This window comes from Sphingomonas sp. NBWT7, assembly GCF_014217605.1.
Classification (GTDB): domain Bacteria; phylum Pseudomonadota; class Alphaproteobacteria; order Sphingomonadales; family Sphingomonadaceae; genus Sphingomonas.
This window is the reverse complement of sequence record NZ_CP043639.1, coordinates 1220299-1243240: the sequence shown is the minus strand read 5'-3', so window position 1 is coordinate 1243240 and position 22942 is coordinate 1220299. Positions and strand designations below refer to the sequence as shown.

The following is a 22942-nucleotide window of genomic DNA, read 5'->3' as shown; positions in this document are numbered from 1 at the left end:
GGCCCCGTATCGCCGTGCGCGATCAGTGCGCCGCGGCGATCTCCTCCTTCAGGCGCAGCTTCTGCTTCTTGAGGTCCGCGATCAGCAGGTCGTCGGGATGCGGCCGGTGATTCTCGGCCGCGATGCGCTGATCGAGCACGGCATGCTTGGCTTCGAGTGCCGAAAGATGCGCGGTCTGCATAACAGATGTCTCCGTGTGCCTGTTGCGGGGATAGGGAGTACAACACGCCCGGACGCAAAAGTCCCCATCGAAATCCGGCGTGCTGCGGCCGATCGATGATCGGGCCAGACGTCTTGCAGGCGGAACGACTTTTCGCCTTGCGGGATGCGCCGTTCTGCTATGGGCGGGCGTAGCCAGAACGGGTGGTTTCGGGGGGCTCCGGGAGGGCTCGGACGGGGCTGCGGGGGAGCATCGGTGGACGACAGTCAGATCATCGCGCGGCTCGCTGCGCTGCGACTAGAGCATCGCGATCTCGATTCGGCGATCGCCGCGCTGGCCGGCGAGGCGGCGGGCGACCAGATGCAGCTTGCCCGGCTGAAGAAGCGCAAGCTGCGGCTGCGCGACGAGATCGCTGCGCTAGAGGATCATTTGATCCCGGACATCATCGCGTGAGTATCGCTTTGGGACGCGGCATCGTCGCCGCGCCGTTTTGCACCCGTCGCGCCGATCGGGGAAGCGTGTAACACGATGGCCATGCCCGTGCGCCCGCTCGCAGACTCGCCGGTTCACCGCCGCCTGATCGACGCCTTATATGTCGAGGCGATGGTGCTCGCGGACGATGCGCGCGGCTATTTTGATGAGGGCGGGCGCGTCGAGCGCGAGGCGCTGGCGCCGATGGCGCGGGTGACGTTCAGCTGCGAATCGCTCAAGGTCACCACGCGGCTGATGCACGTCATCGCCTGGCTGCTGACGCAGCGCGCGGTGCTCGCGGGCGAGCTTAGGCCGCGCGATGCGCTCGATCCGTCGCGGCGGCTGGGCGAGCAGCCGGTGTCGGAGGCGACGTCGGTGCGCGAGCTGCCCGAGCAGGCGCGCATGATGGTCGCCGCGAGCATCGACCTCCACCGCCGCGTCGCCCGGCTCGACGCGGCGCAGGTGGTCGGCACGCCGGAGGAAAGCCCGGCGCGGCAGATGATGCAGCGGCTCGCGATGGCGTTCTGAAGACGAGCGCCCGGCGGCAGCCGGGCGGCGCGCCTTCAGGCTTCCTCGAGCGCTGCGGTCGCCTCCAGCCAGCGCGCCTCGGCGGCCTCGATCCGCTCGGTCAGCGCAGAGCGGCGCTTCATGAGATCACCCATCGCCAGCTTGGCGAGCGCGCCGCTGGCGCTGGCGGGATCGAACATCGCGCGCTCGATCGCCGAGCGATCGGCGTTGAGCGAGGCAATCTCACCCTCCATCTCCTTGGCGACCTTGCGCCACGCCTTCTCGCTCTCGCGCTTCTCGGCGGCGGCCTTGCGATCCTTGGCGGCTTCCTTGCGTGCCGCCTTGCCTTCGCCCTTCGGCTCCTTGGCGAGGACCAGCGCGACATAATCGTCGAGGCTGCCGTCGAACTCGCGCGCCGTGCCGTCGTCGACCAGCACCAGGCGATCGGCGGTCAGCTCGACCATGTGGCGATCGTGGCTGACGATCAGCACCGCGCCCTTATAGTCGTTGAGCGCCTGGACCAGCGCCTCGCGCGCGTCGACGTCGAGGTGGTTGGTCGGCTCGTCGAGGATCAGGAGGTGCGGCGCCTCGCGCGTGATTAGCGCGAGCGCGAGCCGCGCCTTCTCCCCGCCCGACATTTTGCCGACCTTGGCGGTCGCGCGATCGCCCGAGAAGCCGAAGCGGCCGAGCTGCGCGCGCACTGCGGCGGGGGTGGCGCCCTTCATCACCCGCGTCATGTGCGCGAGCGGGGTATCGTCCGCCTCGAGCTCCTCGACCTGATATTGCGTGAAATAGCCGACGCGCATCCGGCCGGTCGCCGCCATGCCGCCTTCCATCGGAGTGAGCTGCGCCGCGATCAGCCGCGCGAACGTCGTCTTGCCGTTGCCGTTGCGGCCGAGCAGCGCGATGCGATCGTCGGGATCCATTCGCAGGTTGAGCTTGCGCAGGATCGGCGTGTCGCCGTAGCCGACGCTGGCGTGATCCAGCGTGACGAGCGGCGGGCGCAGCGGTTCGGGATCGGGAAAGCCGAACGACAGCGTGGGATCGTTGGCGAGCTCCGCGATCGGCTGCATCTTGGCGAGCATCTTGGCGCGGCTCTGCGCCTGCTTGGCGGTCGATGCGCGCGCCGAGTTGCGCGCGACGTAGTCCTGCAGCTTGGCGCGCTGCGCGTCCTGGTTCGCCTTGGCGGCGGCGAGCTGCGCCATCCGCTCGGCGCGCTGGCGCTCGAACGAATCATAGCCGCCGGCGTAGAGCGTCGTCTTGCCGCCCTGCAGGTGCAGGATGTGATCGACGACGTTGTTGAGGAAATCACGCTCGTGGCTGACGACGACGATCGTCGCCCGGTACGCACGCAGGAAATCCTCCAGCCACATTACCGCTTCGAGATCGAGGTGGTTCGACGGTTCGTCGAGCAGCAGCAGATCGGGCTGCGAAAACAGTAGCGCGGCAAGCGCGACGCGCATCTTCCAGCCGCCCGAGAAACTGTCGAGCGGACGGTTCTGCGCGTCGTCGTCGAACCCGAGGCCGAGTAGGATCTGCGACGCGCGGGCGGGCGCGGTATAGGCGTCGATCGCGATCAGTCGCTCGTAGATGTCGCCGAGCTTTTCGGGATCTGCCTCGGTCTCGCTCTGCTCCATCAGGCGCGCGCGTTCGGTATCCGCGGCGAGCACGGTGTCGAACGGGGTCGCATCGCCAGCCGGCGCCTCCTGCGCGATATAGCCGATGCGCGCGCCGCGCGGCATGTCGATCGACCCGCCGTCGGGCTCGATCTGGCCGGCGATGACCTTAACCATCGTCGACTTGCCCGCGCCATTGCGGCCGATCAGCCCGACGCGGCTGCCCGGCGGCAGCGAGGCCGACGCGCCGTCGAGGATCGCGCGCCCGCCTAGGCGCACGGTGATGCCGTTGATCGTAAGCATGCGCGCGCCGTTAGCAGCTATTGCAGCGCAACGAAACGGACCGCGTATCGGGCGATCAGACACATTGCGTCACAAACCCGTCGCAATCTTCGCCTAGCAGCGGGGGCGGGAGATGGCGGGGGTCATCCAGCAATCGATTCGCCGAGCCGGGGCAGGAGAGCCCCGGTGCAACGGCGGCACGCGCCCCGCCAGCGTTTCACTTTCAAAGAGGGTTATACCGTGTCGCTGACGATCGCTCGCCGTGCTCTGCTTCTTTCCGCAACCGCGATGCTCGCGCTGCCGACGCTTGCGGGCGCGCAGGCATCCGGTCCTGCCGATCCGGCACAGGCGAGCCAGGGCGGTGAGACGGCGGGCACCTCCGACGGGCTCGACGACATCGTCGTCACCGCGGAGCGCCGCGAGGCGAACCAGCAGTCGGTGCCGATCTCGCTGAGCGCGGTGCGCGGCGACACGCTGCGCGACATCCAGTCGGGCGGCGAGGGCATCCTGGCGCTCGCCGGGCGCGTGCCGGGGCTGTACGCCGAGACGACCACCGGGCGCATCTTCCCGCGCTTCTACATCCGCGGCCTCGGCAACGTCGATTTTTACCTCGGCGCCTCGCAGCCGGTTTCGATCATTCAGGACGATATCGTGCTCGAGCATGTCGTGCTGAAGTCGAACCCGGTCTATGACGTCGCGCAGGTCGAGGTGCTGCGCGGGCCGCAGGGCTCGCTGTTCGGGCGCAACACCACCGCAGGCATCGTCAAGTTCGACACGGTGCGCCCGTCGATGGACTTCCAGGCGCGCGGCTCGGTTTCGTGGGGCACGTACAACACCGTATCGGCCGACGCCGGCGTCGGTGGGCCGATCGTGGCGGACAGAGTCGCGTTCCGCGTCTCGGGCCTGTACCAGCGGCGCGACGACTGGATCAGCAGCCTCTACGCCGGCGCAAGCTTCGACGGGACGCGCGGCGGCAAGGACGTGATGGGCGGCTTCGAGGATCGCAACGCGCGGCTCCAGCTGCTGTTCACGCCGACCGAGACGCTGTCGATCAACCTGTCGGGCCACGCGCGTGATTACGACGGCACCTCGACCGTCTTTTATCGCGGCGCGTTGCCGCTGGGCAGCAACAACCCGACCAAGCCGCGCTCTGTCACCAACCAGGACGAGGCGATGAACAACCCGCAGGGCTATACGACCTACGGCGCATCGGCCAACGTCGCGTGGGATTTCGGCGGCGTGACGCTGACGTCGATCACCGGCTACGAGACGACCGAGGGGTATAGCCGCGGCGATACCGACGGCGGCGCGGCAGTGGCGTTCCCGTTCAACGGCGTGCCCAACGGCTATGGCCAGAGCCAGGGCAATATTCGCGATCTTGACCAGTGGACGCAGGAACTGCGCCTCGCCAGCAGCGGCAATACCGCGTTCAAGTGGCAGGTCGGCGGCTTCTATTTCGACAATCGCGACACGACCGAATTCTACCAGCGGCGCTTCTTCCTGACCGCGCCGTTCGTCGCGACCAACCCCAATACCAACAATCCCGACAATTGGGTGCGGCTGCGCGACGTCAACACGTCGTGGGCGGTGTTCGGTCAGGCGAGCTATGCGGTGACCGACCAGCTGACGCTGACGGCGGGCGCGCGCTATACCGAGGATCGCAAGCGCACGACGCTGGTGAAGCCGGCGATGACGGGTGCGACGGTGAACTTCCCGGCCGGCGCGGACCGCGACGTGCGCCTAGTCGGCAAGGAGCCGAGCTGGGATCTGTCGGCGCTGTACCAGGTGATGCCCGAGGTGAACGTCTACGCGCGCGTCGCGCGCGGTTTCCGCGGGCCGACGATCCAGGGCCGCTCGGCGGTGTTTGGCAGCGCCTTCACCACCGCCGATTCGGAGACGATCATGTCGTACGAGCTCGGCTTCAAGAGCGAGCCGACGCGCAACCTGCGCATCAACGCCGCGGCGTTCCATTGGCGCGTCGACGACATCCAGCTCAACGGCAACGACGCCGACGGCAACGGCGTGCTGTTCAACGCCGACAAGGCGGACGCTTGGGGCGTCGAGGGCGAGATCGAGTGGCGGCCGATCCGCAACATCAGCTTCTCGCTCGGCGGCAACGTACTGAAGACCAAGATCAAGGACGATCGCGTCTTCGCGCAGGTCTGCGCGCTCAACGGCCGCGTCACCTGCACCGTGCTCGATCCTACCGTGAACCGGACGATCTTCGGCGCGCCGGCGGTGCTCGCGCAGGTCGACGGCAACCCGCTGCCCAACGCGCCCAAGTGGCAGCTGAATGCCGGTATCCGCTACGACATTCCCGTCGTCGACCGCGGCAACTTCTTCGTGTCGACCGACTTCAACGCGCAGGGCTACACCAATTTCGTTCTCTACCGGACGCGCGAATTCTATGCCGACGGCAATTTCGAGCTTGGGCTGAAAGCGGGCTTCACTGATCCCGACGACCGTTACGAGATCGCCGCCTTCGCCCGCAACGTGACGAACGAGCGCAACCTGAAGGGCGTGATCGAGAACTACAACGCCGCGGTTTACAACGAGCCGCGGATCATCGGCGTGTCGTTCTCCGCCAAGACGCGGTAACGGCACAGCGGATCGAGACCGGCCGGTTTCCCGGCCGGCATCGACGTAGCCTTAACCTTGTCGTGCGAGGCGTTGCCGATGCGCGTCGCTCGGTCATCGGCAACACTACGCGAAGTGGTGGCGACCCTTGGCAAGCTCGCGCTTGCCGGGGGCGTCTTCATCGCGATCATCACCGGCTATTTCCTGTTCACGACCTGGCAGCATGGCCACGCGCCGCTGCCGGGCAGGATCGCCACCGGTGGCCGCTGCACCGTGTGGCTCGTCGGCAGCTCCTCAATGCATCGCTGGGAGAATGCCGAGCGCGATTTGGCCGGGTGGACGGTGTATAATCGCGGGATCGAGGGGGCGCGGCTGTCCGAACTCACGCTGCGGCTCACCAAGACTCGCGGCGAGCCGGCGCCGGCGGCGATTGTACTGTACGCCGGTGAAAACGACATTGCGGACGGTGCCGATCCGAAGGAAGTGGCGCGCGAGCTCGCTGATCTCGCAAAGGCGCTGCGCGTTCGCGCGCCGGGAAGCGCGCTGCTGATCGTGTCGATGAAGCCGAGCCCGACCCGCTGGCGCAACCGTCCTGCGCAACTGGCGGTCGATGCCGCGATGAGCCGCTTCGCCGCCGGTATGCCGCGTACCGCGTTCGTTGCGGCCGGCGAGCGGCTCCTGGTCGATGGTCGGCCCGGCAACTTCTATCGCGACGACGGCGTCCACCTGATGGAGCAGGGCTATCGCCGATGGTCGACGCCGATCATCGCCGGCCTACGTCGCGCGCGAAACAACGAATGCCGTTAATCGATACGAGAGACTTCGGCCGCAATATCAGCGGCTAAGGGGCAAGTCGATGAGCGACAGGGCAGAGCGGATTGTCGGGCTCGATGCGTGGCGGGCGATGCTGATGCTGGGTGGGCTGTTCGTCCACTGCTCGATCACGCTTGACCATAATCGCTTATTCTATGTCGTCGAAATGGTTTCGCAGGCGTTCCGCATGGGGGTCTTCTTTGCCCTGTCAGGCTATCTGGCGGCACTAACGCTGCGGCGCGTGCCGAGCGACGTCTGGTACTCGCGCCGTTTGCGACAGCTCGGCTATCCCGTGATGACCGGGATATTGCTGCTGTCGCCGGCCACGTGGTGGCTGCTGACGACCGACGATGGTTACGCCGGGTCGCCGCTGCTGTTCGAATGGTGGCATTTCTGGTTCCTGTGGGGCCTGCTGTTGGCGTCGGCGCTGCTGCGGCTGCTCGATCGGAACGCGGGCGTCTGGCGTGTCATCATCGCCGTCGCCCAGCGGATCGCGCCGCTGACGCTGATTCTGGCGACGGCGGTTGCGACGTCGGTGATGTTCGCGCTCGCGCCGCCCGCGATGTTCGCGCTCCTCTCGCCGCGACTGGTGCGCGCCTACGGCAATATCCAGCTGATCGTCGGATATCTGCCCACCTTCCTGTTCGGCGTCCTTGCCGCGCGATCGGACGTTGTTCGGGATAGCCTGGTCCGCTCGACGCGCATGGCGGCGATGGTGCTGGTGGCGATCGCGGGCTGCTACGCGACAGCTGCGACCGGGTTGCTGGGCGCTGGCGAGGCGTATGTCCGCTTCGTCGGGGCGGCGCTGTGTCCGCCGCTGGTTTTTGCGATACTGCTACGAACGGCAGCGACGATCCGACATGTACCCCCGATCGTGGCGACGCTGACCGACGCATCCTACACGATCTACCTGCTGCACCTGCCGTTCGCGGCGCTGATCAACACGCGCCTGTACCCGCCTTCGTTGCCGGCCAACATCGCCTACCCGATGACGATCGTCCTTGCCGGTGGCCTGTCATGGCTGGCGCATGTGCTGATCGTGAAGCGTTTCCGCCTTGCCGCGCTGCTGCTCAACGGGCGAAGCGAGCAGCGGTCGGCGCGCCAGCCGGTGGCGACGGCGATCACCGCCAACCCGGCCGCCGCCTAGTGGACGAAGCGCGCGACGACGTCGCGGTAGCTGCGGCTGACCTTCACCTGCGCGCCTGAATCGAGCACCAGGAAGCATTCGCCGTTGGTGTGCGGCTTCACCTGGCGCACCTGATCGAGGTTGACGATCGTCGAGCGGTGGACGCGCTGGAAGCGCCGCGGATCAAGCCGCTTCTCCAGGTCCTTCATCGTCTCGCGCAGGATCAGCGTGTTGTCCGCCGTCTTGATGCACATATAGTCGCCCGCCGCCTCGACGATCTCGATCGTGTCGACGTCGACGCGGAAGATCTGCCCGCGGTCCTTGACGTTGATGAGCTTCTCGAACCGGCCGATGTTGGGCTGCTCGCCGCCGCTGCCGACGTCGGCGATCTCCGCCGCCGCTTCGGGCGCATGCTCGGCAAGCGCCTCCTTGAGCTTCTCCGCCTCGCCGACGCTCGACTTTTCCGACAGGCGCTGGCGCACGCGTTCGAGCGTATCGGCAAGCCGTGCTTCCTCGACCGGCTTCATCAGATAATCGACCGCCTGCGCCTCGAACGCGCGCAGCGCGTGATCCGAATAGGCGGTGACGAACACGAACAGCGGCGGTTCGACCTCCATCAATCCCTGGACGACCGAGAAGCCGTCGAAACCGGGCATCTGAATGTCGAGAAACACGAGATCGGGCTTGTGGGTCTTGATCGCGCTGATCGCCTCGCGCCCGTTCTGGCACTTGGCGACGATCTCGACGTCGTCGTGCGGCTGCAACCGGAGCTCGAGGCCCTGGATCGCGAGCGGCTCGTCGTCGACGAGAATGGTGCGGATGGTCATGGTAACGTCAATCTCCGATACGATGCCGCCCGGCCGTGACGATCGGCCGGACTGGTCACCTCAACGCTTCTGCCCCCTGTTCCTCTTCATTCCGTCTGAAACGGGATCTCGATCTCCACGCCAAAGCCCCCTGTCGGCATCGCGCGGATCTCGAAGCGGTGATCCGTTCCGAAAGATTGTACCAGTCGCTCCCTGATATTGGCGATGCCCACGCCGGTTGAAAGGCTTGGCCGGTTCCGCGTCGGCTGCAACCCCGGCCCGGTATCCGATACGCCGATCCGCACGCGATCGCCGACGAGCCGCGCGGTGACGCAGATCTCCGCGCCATCCTCCTTCGGCGTCACCGCATATTTGATCGCATTCTCGACCAGCGGCTGGAGCAGCAGCGAGGGAAGGCGGGCCTTTTCCACGTTCGGATCGATCTCGAACTTGGGCCGCAGCCGATCCTCGAAGCGCATCTTCTCGATCTCGAGATAGAGCTTCAGCGTCTCGACCTCCTGCGCGACGGTGACGTGCGCGGTGGGCTCGTTGGCGAGCGTGTAGCGCAGGAAGCTCGACAGCCGGCTCAGCATCGCATTGGCGCGCTCGGTCTGCTTGAGCAGCACGAGCGTCGAAATCGAATTGAGCGTGTTGAACAGGAAGTGCGGGTTGAGCTGGTAGCGCAGCATCGCGAGCTGCGCCGACGACGCCTGCGTCTCCAGATGCTGCATCTGATCGATCTGCTCCTCGACGATCAGGTAGAAATTGATACCGAAATACAGCGCCGACCAGCCGGCGAGCACGGTGAAGTTGAGGAACAGCGCGCCGATCAGCAGCTTCACGTCGACGCCCGGCGCCGCAAGCTTGATGAAACTGAACGAGAAGGTGTCGAGCAGCGCGTAGACGAAGGTGGCGGCGCCGAGCGTCATCACCGTCAGGATGATCGCGGTGATCCGCGGCAGCCCGCGGTAATATCCGTACAGCGTCGAGAGCAGCAGCGTGATGCAATAGCCGACGATCGTCTCGACGATGTTGGTAACAACGCCCTGCAGCGTGAAGCCGTTCGAGATCGACGACACCGTGCGCAGCACGAGATAGCCGGACCAGCCCGCCGCCTGCAGGATCCAGAAGGCGCGCGCCTTGTCCTCGAAGAACGGGCGGACGGCGAGGTTGCTCGGCCGGATCGAGGCCGGTGCAACGGAAGGGGCGGGGAGCGTCGTCGCCATGCAGCGCGCTATAGGCGGGGCGGGCGCGGCACGCAAAAGAAAGGCCGCCGTCCCGGTGGGGGACGGCGGCCCGATAAGCGAAGGACGTAACCGACGCTTAGAAGGTGAAGCGCGCGCCGACGCGGATCGAGTAGAGCGACTGGCGCGTGTAGATCTGATCGCTCGGCGTGGTTGACGGTGCGCTGTAGCGATACTGGGCGCACGCCTGACCGGTGTTCGCCGCTGCTGCCGAGCCCGGCGCCGTGCCGGTCGCCACTGCCGTCTGGAGGCACTGCACGCGCACCGCCGGGATCGTATACGGGAACTGATACTCGCGCACCTGACCCCAATTCTTGTTGATCAGGTTCGTGATGTTCTCGATATCAGCGAAAAGCTCGACCCGGCTGTCGCCGATGAAGGTCGGGATTTCCTGGCCGATGTGCAGATCGAAGCGCGTGAACCACTTCGAGTTGAACGCGTTGCGTGGCGCCACCTTGCCGCGATACTTACCCAGCTTCGTCGAGTTGATGAGGTTATCGAGATAGGTCTGCGTTGCAGCGCTGTCGTACGATACGAGCGCATCGGTGGTCGAGGTCGGCACGTACAGCAGGTAGCGCGAGCTGTTGCCGTTGGTGCCGAATACGCCCGAGCGGCCGCTCGACTGATCCTGCATCGTGTAGCTGTACGGGCGGCCGATGCGGGTTTCGCCGAACAGGGTGAAGTTGGTCTTGTAATCGCCGAAGAAGGCGTGATCGAAGCTCAGGTTGTACTTGAGATTGTGACGGACCTGGTCGTTCGAGATGCCGTAGGCGGCGCCATTGGCATCGAAGAACGCGCCGTTGCCGTAGTTCGACGAGGCGGTCGACGAGGTCGCCGGCGCCTGATCCTTCACGTCCTGGTACGAGTAGCTGACGAACGCCTTCAGGCCGAAGTCGAAGTCCTTCCCGATGCGCGCCACGCCGATGTAGCTGCGGCCGCGCGACGTGTTGGTGAGCAGCAGATCCTGGTTCGTGTCACCGAGGTTGCCAGCCGCCGAGGTGTAGCGGACGCGGCCGTCGGGCGTACGCAGCGCGGTCGGCACGACGCGCAGGTCGGTGAAGAACACCTGGTTGCGCACTTCCGACCACAGGAAGTCGGCGCCGAAATGCCAGCCGTCACCGAAGGTGCCGCCCCAGTTCGGATCCCAATCCGCCGACAGCGTGCCGCGCCATTGCGAGGGCACCTTGAAGTTCGGATCGAGCGCGTTGGTCGGCGACAGCTGATTGACCGACGCGTTGGTGAGGGCCGCATTGGCCTGCGCCGGAACGACCGTACCGTTGACGTTGGTGAGGATCGCATTGCCCGCCGCTGTTGCGTCCGCCCCGGAGAGACCCGGCACGGTGAAGCCGCCACCGTTCAGCTGGCGCACGTCGATCGCGTTGGTCAGGAAGCCGGTGTTCGAGAAGCTGTTCGACACATAGACGTCGGGCGAGCCGCCCGAGAAGATGCCAATACCGCCGCGCAGCGACACGTCCGACACCGGCTTGAAATCGAAACCGACGCGCGGCTGGAACACGCCGCGGCCCGAGATGTACGAGGTGTTCGGGAAGCCGTAGCGGGTGAGGAACGCCGAGTTGAGCGCGGGGCGGCTGTCACCGCCGAACAGATCGTAGCGCGCGCCATACGACAGCGTCAGGATGTCGCTGATCGACCACGTGTCCTGGATGCCGAAGGTGTACGACTGGTAGCGGAAGCGCGCCGCACCCTCCGCCGGATCGAGGCTGGGCACCGCGTTGCCGTAGCGGAAGCGCTGTGCGTTGCCGGCCTGGAAGTCGGCGAGCGAGTCGAAATAATAATCGCCCGCGGTGCGCTGCACGAAGAGGTTGAAGATCTTCGTGTCGGAGAATTCCCCGAAGATGCGCAGATCGTGGTTGTTGCGCGTCAGGCGTGCCTGCAGCAGGCCGCCGTAGGTGCGGCTGGTGAGTTCGTTCGACTGGCGCGAGACGTCCGGGCCGAACGAGACGTTGCCGTAGCCCGACTGGCAGGTGCCGGCGAGATCGTTGTTCGTCGCCGTGCCGGTGCCGCGATCCGAGGTCGGCGCGGTGCAGACCTGCATCTGTGCGAAGCCGCGCCCGAGGATCGGATCCTGACCGCGCTTGTAATCCTTGTAGAAGCCGCGGACTTCGGTCGAGAAATCGTCGGTCCAGTCGCTGTTGAGCTGGAACACGCCGGTGTGCAGGCGGTTCGAGCCGACGTAGCCGTTCGATTCGAGGCCGATACCAGGGGTGCCGGTGGTGAAGGTGTTCTGGTTAAACTGGATCGAATCCTTGGTGTACAGATAGGTCACCGAGGCGCGCTGCGTGTCCGAGAGGTTGGCGTCGATACGCGCGACCAAGCGATCGTCGCGATCCTTCGCGTTGTTGAGGATGCCCCCCGTCTCGTAATTGTAGCGCGACTGCGCGATCTGCTGGATCGTCGCGATGTTGGCGTCGGTGATGTTGGGAACGACGGTGCCGGCGTTGTTGCCAATCGTGCCTTCAGGGATCGGGGTGTTCGCGCGGATGCGCTCACCGGCGACCATGAAAAACAGCTTGTCCTGAATGATCGGGCCCGAGATCTGCGCGCCGTAATTCTCGTACTTGAAATCGGGCAGCGTCACGCGGCCGGTCGGCACGCCCGGGCCCGCCTTGGTTTCCTTGCCGGTCAGCCCGTCCTCGGAATAGGCGTAGAAGCCCGTGCCGTGGAAGGTGTTGGTGCCCGACTTCAGGATCGCGTTGATCGCGCCGCCCTGGAAGTTGCCCTCGCGCACGTCGTACGGCGCGACCTTGGTCTGGAACTGGCCGATCGCGTCGAACGGCACCGGCGAGCGGCGGGTGGGCAGGCCGTCGGGGTTGAGGCCGAAATTGTCGGTGACGGGCACGCCGTCGACCGAGAAGCGGTTGAAGCGCGCATTCTGGCCGGCGAAGCTGACGGCGCGGCCGCCCGAGGGGCTGTCGTCGAGACGGGCGAACGGATCGCGGCGCATCAGATCGCGCACGTCGCGGTTGACCGAGGCGACGCTGGCGATGTCGGCGGCCGACAGCACGTTGGCCGGGCCCTGGCTAACGGTGCGCGCATTGGCGACGCGCGACGCGGTGACGACGATGTCGCCGCCCGGCGTCTCGGCGCTTTCCGCCTGAAGCTCGATCGGCAGATCATAGGCCTGCGCGACGACGGTGAAGATGTCGGTGACGGTGACCTGCGGATAGCCCGGCGCCGCGACGGTAACGGAGAAGGGGCCGCCGACGCGCAGGCCCGATGCGTTGAACGAGCCGTTGGCATCGGTCGTCGCGTTGGTCGTCGTGCCCGACGGTACGTTGACGACCGTGACCGTGGCGCCGGCAACCGGCGCGCCGCCGGCCGTCACGTTGCCGCGAATCACCGAGGTGGTTTCCTGTGCCATCGCCCCAGCCGGTGCGATGAGCGCGACCGCAGCCACGCCCAAGAACAGGTTATGTCGCATCTGATGTTTTCCCCTTGAGAGCTTCAGCTCTGAACGCCGGCATCCAAACCGTACGCTGCGCCCGTGGCCCAGCAATATTTCGCTTCGGTTACAGCTGCGAGGGGATTCGCGGGGGAACCGAAATCGCTTTCGTTCCGTTGCAAAAAGGCATCACGTCTGTCCTAGATCGGCCGGTGGCCGCCTCTAAGCCGATGCGGCGACGATCGCCTGCCACCCGGCCTCGTCGACGACGCGGATGCCTAGATCAGCTGCCTTCTTCGCCTTTGACCCCGCGCCCGGGCCGGCGACGACGAGCTCGGTCTTCGCCGAGACCGATCCGGCGACGCGGGCGCCGAGCGCTTCTGCCTGGGCCTTCGCCTCGTCGCGGCTCATCGTCTCGAGCGTGCCGGTGAATACCACCGTCTTGCCCGATACCTCCGACGCGCGCGTCTCGTGCACCACGTCGGCGGGCGCGATCTCGGTCAGCAGATCGGCGACGGCGGCATCGTTGCGTTCCTCGGCGAAGAAATCGATCAGCGCGAGCGCAACCTCGGGGCCGACCTGCTTGGTATCGACGATCGCTGCGAGTTCCTTCGCAGTCCGCGCGAGCAGCTTGTCGTCGCTCTCGCCGATCGCCTGTAGCATCGCGTCGCGCGCGGCGATGCCGGCGTCGATCATCGCGCGGAACGCGGTCCAGCTCCTCCAGCGCCGCGCGAGATCGCGCGCGGTGACTTCACCCACGTGGCGGATGCCGAGCGCGAACAGGAAGCGATCGAGCGGCGGCGCGCGCTTGGCATCGATTGCGGCGACGAGATTGCGCGCCGAGACATCGGCCCAGCGTTCGCGTGCGAGCAGCGTCTCGATAGTCAGCCGGAAGATATCCGCCGGGCGCGCGATCAGCTCGTCGGCGTAGAAATTCTCGATATTGGTGATACCGAGACCTTCGATGTCGAGCGCATGGCGCGAGACGAAGTGGCGCAGCCGTTCGACCGCCTGCGCCGGGCAGACGAGCCCGCCCGAGCAGCGCCAGTCGACCTCGCCGACCTCGCGCACCGCCTCCGATCCGCATTCGGGGCAGTGGGTGGGGAAGTGCCAAGCGTCGCGCGGCGCGTCGCGGGTGAGGTTCTCGACGATCTGGGGGATGACATCGCCGGCGCGCTGGAGCACGACGCGGTCGCCCGGCCGCACGCCGAGCCGCCCGATCTCGTCGGCATTGTGCAGCGTCGCGTTGCGCACCACCACGCCGCCGACGGTGACGGGTTCGAGCTTCGCGACGGGGGTTAGCTTGCCCGTGCGGCCGACCTGGATGTCGATCGCGTTGAGCGTCGTCTGCGCGCGCTCGGCGGGGAATTTGTGCGCGATCGCCCAGCGCGGCGCGCGTGCGACGAAGCCGAGCCGTTCCTGCCAGTCGAGCCGATCGACCTTATAGACGACGCCGTCTATATCGAACGGCAGGTCGGCGCGCGCCGCCTCGATCGTGCGATAGGTGGCGAGCGCCTCGTCGACGGTGGCGGCGCGGGCGAAAGCCTGCGAAACGGGGAAGCCCCAGCGGCGGATCGCTTCGACCAGTGCAGCCTGCGTGTCGCCGGGGATCGCGCTCGCCTCACCCAGGCCGTGGGCGAGGAAGCGAAGCGGCCGCCCAGCGGTGACGACCGCGTCCTTCTGGCGCAGCGATCCCGCCGCGGCGTTTCGCGGATTGGCGAACTGCCGCGCGTCCTTGCCGGTGCCGGCCGCCTCGTCAGCGAGCCGTGCGTTGAGCGCGGCAAAATCGGCCTTCGCCATATACACTTCGCCGCGCACCTCGAACACGTCGGGCGCATCGGCAGGTAGCGTCGCGGGGATATCGGCGATCGTGCGCACATTGGCGGTCACGTCCTCGCCGGTCGTGCCGTCGCCGCGCGTCAGCGCCTGGACCAGTCGGCGGTTCTCGTAGCGCAGCGAGCAGGACAGGCCGTCGATCTTGGGCTCGGCCGTTAGCGCGACGGCTTCGTCGTCAGGCAGGCGCAGGAAGCGGCGGACGCGGGCGACGAACTCCTCCACCTCGGCATCCGAGAAGGCGTTGTCGAGGCTGGTCATCGGCCGGGCGTGCGCAACCTTGGCGAGGTGCGCGGCCGGCGCGGCCCCGATCTGGCGCGATGGGCTGTCGGCGCGGACGAGGTGCGGAAAGGCCTGCTCGAGCGCGGCGTTGCGGCGAACGAGCGCGTCATAGTCGGCGTCCGAGATCTTGGGCGCGTCGTCGGTATGGTAGAGCCGATTGTGGTGCGCGATCGCGCCGGCGAGTGTCTCTAGCTCGGCGGCGGCGGCAGAATCGTCGGCAGGCAGATCGGTCGTCATGCGCGACCTCTATCCCGTTCGCCCAGGAATTGTCGAAGGGCGAACGGGAAGGGGCGCTTTCGGCTTAAGGCTGCTCACCCACCGGGGCGGGGAATTCGCCCATCTCCGGGCCGCCACCGGCCTCAAGGCCGTTCTGCAGATTCGACTTGTGGATGCCGTAGACGAAATACAGCACCACGCCGCCGAGCATGTACCACAGGAAGAACACCAGCACGTTCCACGGCACGGTCGTGATGAGGTACGCGCACGAGGCGATGCCGAGGATCGGCAGCACCGGATAGAGCGGCACGGAGAAGCCGCGCGGCAGCTCGGGCGCCGAGCGGCGCAGGTAGATCACCGACAGGCAGACGATCGCGAACGCCGCGAGCGTGCCGACCGATGTCATGTCGCCCAGCACGTTGATGTCGAAGAAGCCGGCGGCGACGGCGGTGATGACGCCGACGAGCAGCGTGTTGATATACGGCGTCTTGAACTTCGGGTGGACGGTGGCAAAGACGCGCGGCAGCAGCCCGTCGCGCGCCATGGTGTAGAAGATGCGCGTCTGGCCGTACATCAGCACCAGCACGACCGAGGTGAGACCGACGATCGCGCCGATCTTGATGATCTTGGCGAGCCAGCCCCATTGCGGGCCAAAATTGTCGACCACGACGGCGACGGGATCGGGAACGTTGAGCGCACCGTAGGGCACCAGCAGCGTCATGATCGCGGCGACGAGCATGTAGATGACGGTGCAAACGACGAGGCTGCCGATGATGCCGAAGGGCATGTCCTTCTGCGGGTTCTTGGCCTCCTGCCCGGCGGTGGAGACCGCTTCGAAGCCGATATAGGCGAAGAAGACGATCGAGGCGGCGCGCATGATGCCGTCTACCCCGAACTTGCCGTCGCCCTGGTTCGGCGGGATGAACGGCGTCCAGTTCTTGGCGACGAGCTCACCCAGGTTCGACAGCACGATCAGGCCACCGACGGCGATGAAGGCAACGAGCACGCTGACCTTGATCGCGACGATGATGTTGTTGACCTTGGCTGATTCCGACACGCCGCGCACCAGCAGGAGCGCAAGCGCGATGCAGATCAGGAAGGCGGGCAGGTTGAAGATGGTGGTGACGGGCTGCCCGTCGACCAGCACCGCGACGCCGTCGCGCACCAGCGGATAGCCCGAAGGCCCGGTGAATTGCGGCGGGATGACGATCCCAATGTCCGCCAGAAGGCTGACGACATAGCCGCCCCAGCCGACCGCGACGACCGATGCGGCGAGCCCGTATTCGAGGAGCAGCAACGCACCCATGATCCACGCGACGAATTCGCCGAGCGTGGTGTAACCATAGGTATAGGCAGAGCCCGAGACGGGTAGGGTGGAGGACAGTTCGGCGTAGCACAGCCCGGCGAAGGCGCAGACGATGCCGGCGACGACGAACGACAGCAGCACCGCCGGGCCAGCGTGAAGCGCCGCGGCGCTGCCCGTGCGGACGAAGATGCCGGCGCCGATGATGCAGCCGACACCCAGCAGCAGCAGGTTCCACTTGCCAAGCGTACGCTTCAGCTCGCTGCTGGCGGATTCGCGTTGTACCTGCGCGATCGACTTGCGCGCCATCATGCGCGAGAAGATCCCGCCTGCGGGTCGTGTTGCCATAATTCTCCCTTGGCCGCTCCCCGGCGGCCTTGATGCTTTATTGCGCGAGCCTAGCGGGCAATCGCCCCGGTGCAATCCCCGAGCCGCGTGCGAGCGGTACGACGGCCACCGATGTGCGACATTTCGGTGACGGATCGTGGCGACGCGAAGGCGTCAGCTACGTCCATCGTTCTGCGCCAGCATCGGCCCGAGCGGGCGGCCGGCGAGGATATGGACGTGGAGGTGCGGCACTTCCTGATGGCTGTGCGCGCCAGTGTTGGCGAGCAGGCGATAGCCCGGCTCGACCAGCCCCGCCGCGCGCGCGACATGGCCGACCGCGCGGACGAAGCCGGCGATCTCCGCATCGCTGGCGCGCGCGGAGAAATCGTCCCAGCTGACGTAAGCACCCTTGGGGATGACGAGGAGGTGCGTCGGCGACCAGGGCGCGATATCGTGGAAGGCAAGTGTGTGCTCGTCTTCATATACCGTCTTCGAGGGGATCTCGCCGCGCAGGATGCGCGCGAAGATGTTCTGATCGTCGTAGGGCTGCGTGGCATCGACGGGCATCGGCGGTCCTTTGATCCTTACTCGGGGCGGAAGGAGAGCGGGCGGCCGGCCTTCTCGTCGTGCCCTGACTGACCCTCGCGACGTTCGAGCTCGCGGCGGATGTCGTCGAGGCCGAGGCCGGCGTCGGCGAGCAGGACGAGGAGGTGGAAGATGAGGTCTGCCGCCTCGGGCACGATCTTCGCGTCGTCGCCCGAGCAGGCGGCGATCACCGTCTCGACGGCTTCCTCGCCGAGCTTCTGCGCGATCTTGTGCCGGCCCTGGAAGAACAGGCTGGCGGTGTAGGAGCGCACCGCGGGCGTATCCTTGCGCGCGCGGATTGTGGCTTGGAGGCGGTCCAGCGTATCTTCGGCCATGGTGCGGGGGTGGCGGCTGGCGCGGCGAAGGTCAACCTCTGCGGCGCGCATCCCGGCGTGCGCGGTTGCGCAACGCGCGCCGCGTCAGCCACACCGCGAGCGCGGCGGCGACGAACAGCGCCGCGTCGGACAGTTCGGGGCCGGTGCGCGCCGTCGCGACGCCCGAATGGCCGTTGTCGGCATAGGCGGGCCAAGCGAGTAGGAGGGACAGGATTAGAAACTTCAACAAGGGGCGCGTCCTTTTCCGTCGCGATCCTCGCGATAGCCGTCCGGCGTAAACGATCAGTGAGCGCGCACGGGTACGCCGGCCTTCGCCAGGGCGCGATGCGCATCGGCGATCGTCGCCTCCCCGAAGTGGAATATCGAGGCGGCAAGCACCGCGGAGGCGTGGCCTTCGACGATTCCGGCGACGAGATGGTCGAGGCTGCCGACACCGCCCGACGCGACGACTGGCACGCTGGTGTGATCGGCGATGGCGCGGACGAGGTTGAGATCGTAGCCGTCGCGCGTGCCGTCGCGATCCATCGACGTCAGCAGGATCTCGCCCGCACCGAGCTCGGCGAGGCGGAGCGCATGCGCGACGGCATCGATCCCGGTGGCGCGCCGGCCGCCGTGGGTGAACACCTCCCACCCATCGCCGACGCGGCGCGCATCGACGCTGGCGACGCAGCACTGACTGCCGAACCGCTCGGCGATCTCGGCGACGACTTCGGGGCGTGCGACCGCCGCGGAATTGACCGCGACCTTGTCCGCTCCGGCGAGCAGCAGCGCGCGCGCGTCCTCCGCCGACCGCACCCCGCCGCCGACCGTCAGCGGCATGAAGCAGACCGCGGCGGTGCGCCGGACGACGTCGAGGATCGTGTCGCGCCCCTCGTGGCTGGCGCCGATGTCGAGAAAGCAAAGCTCGTCGGCGCCGGCGGCGTCATAGGCACGCGCCTGTTCGACCGGATCGCCCGCATCGACGAGGTCGACGAAGTTCACGCCCTTGACGACGCGGCCACCTGCAATGTCGAGGCACGGGATCACCCGCGCGCGGACGCTCATGCCGCAGCCGCCACGCTCAGCGCAGCGGCGAGATCGAGCCGGCCGTCGTACAGCGCGCGGCCGGTGATGACACCTTCGATCCCATCGCGGTTATGCAGCGCAAGTACGTGGATTTCGGCGATACCCTTGACGCCGCCGCTGGCGATGACGGGGATCGAGACGGCGCGCGCGAGATCGACGGTCGCCTCGACATTGCAGCCCTTGAGCAGGCCATCGCGGCCGACATCGGTGAACAGCAGCGCGGCAACGCCGGCATCCTCGAAGCGGCGCGCGAGATCGACCGCGCTGGTGGTCGACACATCCGCCCAGCCTTTCGTCGCGACCATGCCGTCACGCGCATCGACTGCGACGACGATCCCGCCGGGAAAGGCGGCGGCCATGTCGCGCACGAACTGCGGGTTCTCGAGCGCCGCAGTGCCGATCACGACGCGCGCGACACCGGCGGCGAACCACCCCTCGACGCTCTGCGGGGTGCGAATCCCGCCGCCGAGCTGAACGTGGCCCGGGAAGCGGCCGACGATCGCGCGTACCGCATCGCCATTGCGACTCTCGCCGGCAAACGCGCCGTCAAGATCGACGACGTGGAGGTGGCCGGCGCCCGCTTCAGCGAACAGCATCGCCTGTGCGGCGGGATCGTCGCCGTAGACGGTGGCGCGATCCATGTCGCCCTCGGCAAGGCGCACGACCTGTCCGGCCTTCAGATCGATCGCGGGAAACACGATGAGGCTCACGGCTGCCACTCCAGGAAGCGGGCGAGAAGATCGAGGCCGTAGCGCTGGCTCTTCTCGGGGTGGAACTGGACGCCGACGATATTGTCGCGGCCGATCGCGGCGGTCACCAGGCCGGCGTGGTCGGTGCGCGCGATCACGTTCTCTCCCTCGCCGTCGCTCTCGAAAGCGTAGCTATGGAGAAAATACGCCTCGCCGCGCGCAATCAGCGGATGATCGACGAGCGGGGTGACGTCGTTCCAGCCCATGTGCGGCACCTTGGCGTCGCTGCCGGCGGGATCGATCCAACGCACGGTGCCGGCGATCCAGCCGAGCCCGCGATGCTGCCCCAGCTCCTCACCGCGCTCGGCGAGCAACTGCATGCCGACGCAGATGCCGAGGAACGGCGCGCGCTCGTCGAGCACGCGACGGCGCAGCGCGGCCTCGAGCCCGTCGACCGCGCGCAAATTGGCGGCGCACGCGCCGAACGCCCCGACGCCGGGCAGCACGATGCGATCGGCCCCCTCGATCACAGCCGGGTCCGCGGTCACGACGATGTCGACGGCGCCGGCGGCACGCAGCGCGTTCTCGACCGAGTGGAGATTACCCGACTGGATGTCGACCAGTGCCAGCGTCACAGAACGCCCTTGGTAGAGGGGATCGCGTCCGCCTTGCGCGGATCGATCTCGACCGCCTGGCGCAGCGCGCGGGCGAGCCCCTTGAACGCGCTCTCGGCGATATGGTGATTGTTCTCGCCGTGCAGCGTCTCGACATGCAGCGTGATTCCAGCGGCTTGCGCGAAGCTGTGGAACCAGTGTTTGAACATCTCGGTGTCCATTTCGCCGAGCCGCTTCTGGCTGAACTCGGTCTTCCAGACGAGCCAGGGGCGGCCGGAAATGTCGAGCGCGACGCGTGTCAGAGTCTCGTCCATCGGCGACAGCGCGTCGCCATAGCGGCGGATGCCGCGCTTGTCGCCGAGCGCGCGCGCGATCGCCTCGCCGATCGCGATGCCGGTATCCTCGATCGTATGATGCTGATCGATATGCAGATCGCCCTTGGTCTCGACGTCGAGATCGATCAGCGAGTGGCGCGACAGCTGTTCCAGCATGTGATCGAAGAAGCCGACGCCGGTCGACACGCGATAGGCCCCGGTGCCGTCGAGGTTGACGGTGACGGCGATCCTGGTCTCGCTGGTATCGCGGCGGATGGTGGCGGTGCGCATCGGCGGGCACATAGCGGAGCGGGTATTTCATGCAATCTTGACCGCGCGCGGCGTGCCGTTACCCATGGCGCGGATGGACGATCATTCAATCGATAGCCTGATTCCGTACGACGAGATCGTGCAGGAGGCGCTGCGCGCCGTGGTCGGCCGTGTGCTCGGGTCGGTCGCCGAGGGCGGCGCGCTGCCTGGCGAGCATCATTTCTACATCACCTTCAAGACGCAGGCGTCGGGCGTCGACATTCCGCAGCGGCTGATCGAGCGCTTTCCGGACGAAATGACGATCGTGCTGCAGAACCGCTACTGGGATCTGACCGTCGACGATCAGCGCTTCTCGGTCGGGCTCAGCTTCAACCAGGTGCCCTCGAAGCTCGTCATTCCCTATTCGGCGATCACCGGCTTCCACGATCCGTCGGTCAATTTCGAGCTGCGCTTCCAGGCGCAGGAGGGACCGGGTGACGGCCCCGGACCGCACGATTCGGCAGAGAATGACGGGACGCCGAGCCAGCCCGCTGAGGACGGCTCGAACGTCGTCAGCGTGGATTTCAAGCGCAAGAAGTAACGTTAGTTTCGATCGGTGTGCGGTGGCGAACGGTTCGCCGCCGCGGGCGTCGACCATTTACTCGGGTGCGTCGCATCCCCAGCTAGTCGGCATGACCGACACGCGCACTGAAACCGACTCGATCGGCCCGATCGAGGTTCCCGCCGCCGCTTATTGGGGCGCGCAGACGCAGCGATCGATCGAGAACTTTCCCTTTCCGCCCAGCGAGCGAATGCCGATCGGCATCGTCCACGCGCTCGCGCTGGTGAAGCAGGCCGCGGCGCGGGTGAACCGGCGGCACGGGCTGGAGGAGACGAAGGCGGCGGCGATCGAGGCGGCCGCGGCGGAGGTCGCGGCGGGGGCGCTCGACGACCAGTTTCCGCTCGTCATCTGGCAGACGGGCAGCGGCACGCAGAGCAACATGAACGTCAACGAGGTGATCGCGGGACGCGCCAACGAGGCGCTGACTGGCACGCGCGGCGGCAAAACGCCGGTCCATCCCAACGACGACGTCAACCGCGGGCAATCCTCGAACGATTCGTTCCCGACCGCATTGCATATCGCTGCGACGCTCGCCGTCCGCCAGCGCCTGCTGCCCGCGCTCGACCGGCTGCACGCCGCGCTCGACGCGAAGGCGCAAGCGTGGAGCGGCATAGTAAAAATCGGCCGCACGCATCTGCAGGATGCGACGCCGCTGACGCTCGGGCAGGAGTTCTCGGGCTATGCCAACCAGCTCGATCGCTGCCGCCGACGCATTGAGCCGGCGGTGGAGCAGGGCACGCAGCGTGTGGCGCAGGGCGGCACCGCGGTCGGCACCGGGCTGAACGCGCCGCCCAAGTTCGCGCGTGACTTCTGCGCCGAGCTGTCCGCGATCACCGGGGTGCCGTTCGCCCCGGCGGAGAATGCGTTCGAGGCGCTCGCTTCCAACGATCCGCTGGTTGACCTTTCGGGGACGCTCAACACGCTGGCGGTGGCGCTGACCAAGATCGCCAACGACGTGCGGCTGCTCGGCTCGGGCCCACGCTGCGGCATCGGCGAGCTGGTGCTGCCGGCGAACGAGCCGGGCAGCTCGATCATGCCGGGCAAGGTCAATCCGACGCAGGTCGAGATGCTGACGATGGTGGCGGCGCAGGTGATCGGCAATCACGCCGCGATCACCGTCGGCGGGTTGCAGGGGCATCTCGAGCTCAACGTATTCAAGCCGATGATCGGCGCGGCGGTGCTGCGCTCGATCGACCTGCTGGCGGTGGCGACGGAAAGCTTTGCCGCGCGCTGCATCGACGGACTGGAGGCAGACGAGCGGCGCATCGCCGACCTGCTCGATCGATCGCTGATGCTCGTCACCGCGCTCGCGCCCGAGATCGGCTACGACAGTGCCGCCAAGATCGCCAAGCACGCACATGCCGAGGGGCTGACGCTGCGCGAGGCGGGGGTGGCGCTTGGTCTGGTCGATGAAGCGACCTTTGACCGTGTCGTGCGCCCCGACGCGATGCTTGGAACCTGAATTGCTGCGGCTTGTTGAGCCGACGCAACGAAAGGAACATA

21 protein-coding genes are annotated in these 22942 nt (G+C 66.9%); 7 read left to right on the top strand and 14 right to left on the bottom strand.

The annotated features are described in order from the left end of the window. Positions 1-22: 22 nt before the first annotated feature. On the bottom strand, positions 23-181 hold the full coding sequence (locus tag F1C10_RS06275) for a YdcH family protein (RefSeq protein ID WP_085810342.1): 159 nt from the start codon (positions 179-181) through the stop codon (positions 23-25). Positions 182-415: 234 nt separating this feature from the next. Between F1C10_RS06275 and F1C10_RS06270 the strand changes: the two genes are divergently transcribed. Together F1C10_RS06270 and F1C10_RS06265 are read left to right on the top strand one after the other, a co-directional pair. After that, positions 416-613: a DUF465 domain-containing protein gene (locus F1C10_RS06270; RefSeq protein WP_256926699.1), complete on the top strand. Its 198-nt coding sequence runs from the start codon at positions 416-418 to the stop codon at positions 611-613. Between the two features lie 81 nt (positions 614-694). Next, positions 695-1159, top strand: a complete 465-nt coding sequence (locus F1C10_RS06265; protein ID WP_185210111.1) for a DUF1465 family protein — start codon at positions 695-697, stop codon at positions 1157-1159. A 35-nt stretch (positions 1160-1194) separates the two neighbouring features. Here the strand turns inward: F1C10_RS06265 and F1C10_RS06260 are convergent, their stop codons facing one another. Next, complete coding sequence (locus F1C10_RS06260; protein WP_185209658.1) at positions 1195-3057, bottom strand: ABC-F family ATP-binding cassette domain-containing protein; 1863 nt, start codon at positions 3055-3057, stop codon at positions 1195-1197. Between the two features lie 267 nt (positions 3058-3324). On the opposite strand from F1C10_RS06260, the gene F1C10_RS06255 reads away from it, so the two are divergent. The 3 genes from F1C10_RS06255 (at position 3325) to F1C10_RS06245 (ending at position 7573) form a co-directional block, all read left to right on the top strand. Beyond that, the gene (locus F1C10_RS06255) at positions 3325-5634 is read left to right on the top strand and encodes a TonB-dependent receptor (RefSeq protein WP_185210110.1); all 2310 of its coding nucleotides are present in this window, start codon (positions 3325-3327) and stop codon (positions 5632-5634) included. Positions 5635-5751: 117 nt separating this feature from the next. Further along, the gene (locus F1C10_RS06250; protein ID WP_185209657.1) at positions 5752-6420 is read left to right on the top strand and encodes a GDSL-type esterase/lipase family protein; all 669 of its coding nucleotides are present in this window, start codon (positions 5752-5754) and stop codon (positions 6418-6420) included. A 49-nt stretch (positions 6421-6469) separates the two neighbouring features. Further along, the gene (locus F1C10_RS06245) at positions 6470-7573 is read left to right on the top strand and encodes an acyltransferase family protein (RefSeq protein ID WP_185209656.1); all 1104 of its coding nucleotides are present in this window, start codon (positions 6470-6472) and stop codon (positions 7571-7573) included. Here F1C10_RS06245 and F1C10_RS06240 read toward each other — a convergent pair. The 12 genes from F1C10_RS06240 to hisB form a co-directional block, all read right to left on the bottom strand. Then, positions 7570-8379: a LytTR family DNA-binding domain-containing protein gene (locus tag F1C10_RS06240; RefSeq protein WP_185209655.1), complete on the bottom strand. Its 810-nt coding sequence runs from the start codon at positions 8377-8379 to the stop codon at positions 7570-7572. The two genes, F1C10_RS06245 and F1C10_RS06240, sit on opposite strands and share 4 nt — an antisense overlap. Before the next feature lie 86 nt (positions 8380-8465). Then, positions 8466-9584, bottom strand: a complete 1119-nt coding sequence (locus F1C10_RS06235) for a sensor histidine kinase (RefSeq protein ID WP_185209654.1) — start codon at positions 9582-9584, stop codon at positions 8466-8468. A 97-nt stretch (positions 9585-9681) separates the two neighbouring features. After that, a complete protein-coding gene (locus F1C10_RS06230; protein WP_185209653.1) occupies positions 9682-13044 on the bottom strand; it encodes a carboxypeptidase regulatory-like domain-containing protein in 3363 nt (1120 codons plus the stop codon). Between the two features lie 183 nt (positions 13045-13227). Continuing rightward, on the bottom strand, positions 13228-15357 hold the full coding sequence (gene ligA / locus F1C10_RS06225; RefSeq protein ID WP_185209652.1) for an NAD-dependent DNA ligase LigA: 2130 nt from the start codon (positions 15355-15357) through the stop codon (positions 13228-13230). A 64-nt stretch (positions 15358-15421) separates the two neighbouring features. Continuing rightward, complete coding sequence (locus F1C10_RS06220; protein WP_185209651.1) at positions 15422-16987, bottom strand: amino acid permease; 1566 nt, start codon at positions 16985-16987, stop codon at positions 15422-15424. 153 nt (positions 16988-17140) lie between these two features. After that, the gene (locus tag F1C10_RS06215; protein WP_185209650.1) at positions 17141-17533 is read right to left on the bottom strand and encodes a histidine triad nucleotide-binding protein; all 393 of its coding nucleotides are present in this window, start codon (positions 17531-17533) and stop codon (positions 17141-17143) included. A 17-nt stretch (positions 17534-17550) separates the two neighbouring features. Next, a complete protein-coding gene (locus tag F1C10_RS06210; protein WP_085810329.1) occupies positions 17551-17886 on the bottom strand; it encodes a phosphoribosyl-ATP diphosphatase in 336 nt (111 codons plus the stop codon). 31 nt (positions 17887-17917) lie between these two features. Then, complete coding sequence (locus F1C10_RS06205) at positions 17918-18115, bottom strand: hypothetical protein (protein WP_258043103.1); 198 nt, start codon at positions 18113-18115, stop codon at positions 17918-17920. 53 nt (positions 18116-18168) lie between these two features. Further along, entirely contained in the window at positions 18169-18930 is a 762-nt protein-coding gene (gene hisF / locus F1C10_RS06200; protein ID WP_185209649.1) for an imidazole glycerol phosphate synthase subunit HisF, read from the bottom strand. Beyond that, positions 18927-19661 (bottom strand): 1-(5-phosphoribosyl)-5-[(5-phosphoribosylamino)methylideneamino]imidazole-4-carboxamide isomerase, encoded by a 735-nt coding sequence (hisA, locus tag F1C10_RS06195; RefSeq protein ID WP_185209648.1) that lies wholly within the window; start codon positions 19659-19661, stop codon positions 18927-18929. Before hisA ends, hisF begins: the two co-directional genes overlap by 4 nt. After that, a complete protein-coding gene (gene hisH, locus F1C10_RS06190; RefSeq protein ID WP_185209647.1) occupies positions 19658-20275 on the bottom strand; it encodes an imidazole glycerol phosphate synthase subunit HisH in 618 nt (205 codons plus the stop codon). The genes hisA and hisH overlap by 4 nt, the downstream gene beginning before the upstream one ends. Beyond that, positions 20272-20859: an imidazoleglycerol-phosphate dehydratase HisB gene (hisB, locus tag F1C10_RS06185; RefSeq protein ID WP_085810326.1), complete on the bottom strand. Its 588-nt coding sequence runs from the start codon at positions 20857-20859 to the stop codon at positions 20272-20274. Before hisB ends, hisH begins: the two co-directional genes overlap by 4 nt. A 73-nt stretch (positions 20860-20932) precedes the next feature. Here hisB and F1C10_RS06180 point away from each other — a divergent pair, with 73 nt between their 5' ends. Together F1C10_RS06180 and fumC are read left to right on the top strand one after the other, a co-directional pair. Next, the gene (locus F1C10_RS06180; RefSeq protein WP_085810325.1) at positions 20933-21418 is read left to right on the top strand and encodes an SspB family protein; all 486 of its coding nucleotides are present in this window, start codon (positions 20933-20935) and stop codon (positions 21416-21418) included. Positions 21419-21509: 91 nt separating this feature from the next. Continuing rightward, positions 21510-22901, top strand: a complete 1392-nt coding sequence (gene fumC, locus F1C10_RS06175) for a class II fumarate hydratase (RefSeq protein WP_185209646.1) — start codon at positions 21510-21512, stop codon at positions 22899-22901. Positions 22902-22942 lie beyond the last annotated feature (41 nt).

Excerpts from the sequence above, each read along its gene's own strand:
- F1C10_RS06275 (WP_085810342.1), bottom strand. The coding sequence starts at position 181 with ATGCAGACCGCGCATCTTTCGGCACTCGAAGCCAAGCATGCCGTGCTC.
- F1C10_RS06265 (WP_185210111.1), top strand. The coding sequence starts at position 695 with ATGCCCGTGCGCCCGCTCGCAGACTCGCCGGTTCACCGCCGCCTGATC.
- F1C10_RS06260 (WP_185209658.1), bottom strand. The coding sequence starts at position 3,057 with ATGCTTACGATCAACGGCATCACCGTGCGCCTAGGCGGGCGCGCGATC.
- F1C10_RS06255 (WP_185210110.1), top strand. The coding sequence starts at position 3,325 with ATGCTCGCGCTGCCGACGCTTGCGGGCGCGCAGGCATCCGGTCCTGCC.
- F1C10_RS06245 (WP_185209656.1), top strand. The coding sequence starts at position 6,470 with ATGAGCGACAGGGCAGAGCGGATTGTCGGGCTCGATGCGTGGCGGGCG.
- F1C10_RS06240 (WP_185209655.1), bottom strand. The coding sequence starts at position 8,379 with ATGACCATCCGCACCATTCTCGTCGACGACGAGCCGCTCGCGATCCAG.
- F1C10_RS06235 (WP_185209654.1), bottom strand. The coding sequence starts at position 9,584 with ATGGCGACGACGCTCCCCGCCCCTTCCGTTGCACCGGCCTCGATCCGG.
- F1C10_RS06230 (WP_185209653.1), bottom strand. The coding sequence starts at position 13,044 with ATGCGACATAACCTGTTCTTGGGCGTGGCTGCGGTCGCGCTCATCGCA.
- ligA (WP_185209652.1), bottom strand. The coding sequence starts at position 15,357 with ATGACGACCGATCTGCCTGCCGACGATTCTGCCGCCGCCGCCGAGCTA.
- F1C10_RS06220 (WP_185209651.1), bottom strand. The coding sequence starts at position 16,987 with ATGGCAACACGACCCGCAGGCGGGATCTTCTCGCGCATGATGGCGCGC.
- F1C10_RS06215 (WP_185209650.1), bottom strand. The coding sequence starts at position 17,533 with ATGCCCGTCGATGCCACGCAGCCCTACGACGATCAGAACATCTTCGCG.
- F1C10_RS06210 (WP_085810329.1), bottom strand. The coding sequence starts at position 17,886 with ATGGCCGAAGATACGCTGGACCGCCTCCAAGCCACAATCCGCGCGCGC.
- hisF (WP_185209649.1), bottom strand. The coding sequence starts at position 18,930 with ATGAGCGTCCGCGCGCGGGTGATCCCGTGCCTCGACATTGCAGGTGGC.
- hisB (WP_085810326.1), bottom strand. The coding sequence starts at position 20,859 with ATGCGCACCGCCACCATCCGCCGCGATACCAGCGAGACCAGGATCGCC.
- F1C10_RS06180 (WP_085810325.1), top strand. The coding sequence starts at position 20,933 with ATGGACGATCATTCAATCGATAGCCTGATTCCGTACGACGAGATCGTG.
- fumC (WP_185209646.1), top strand. The coding sequence starts at position 21,510 with ATGACCGACACGCGCACTGAAACCGACTCGATCGGCCCGATCGAGGTT.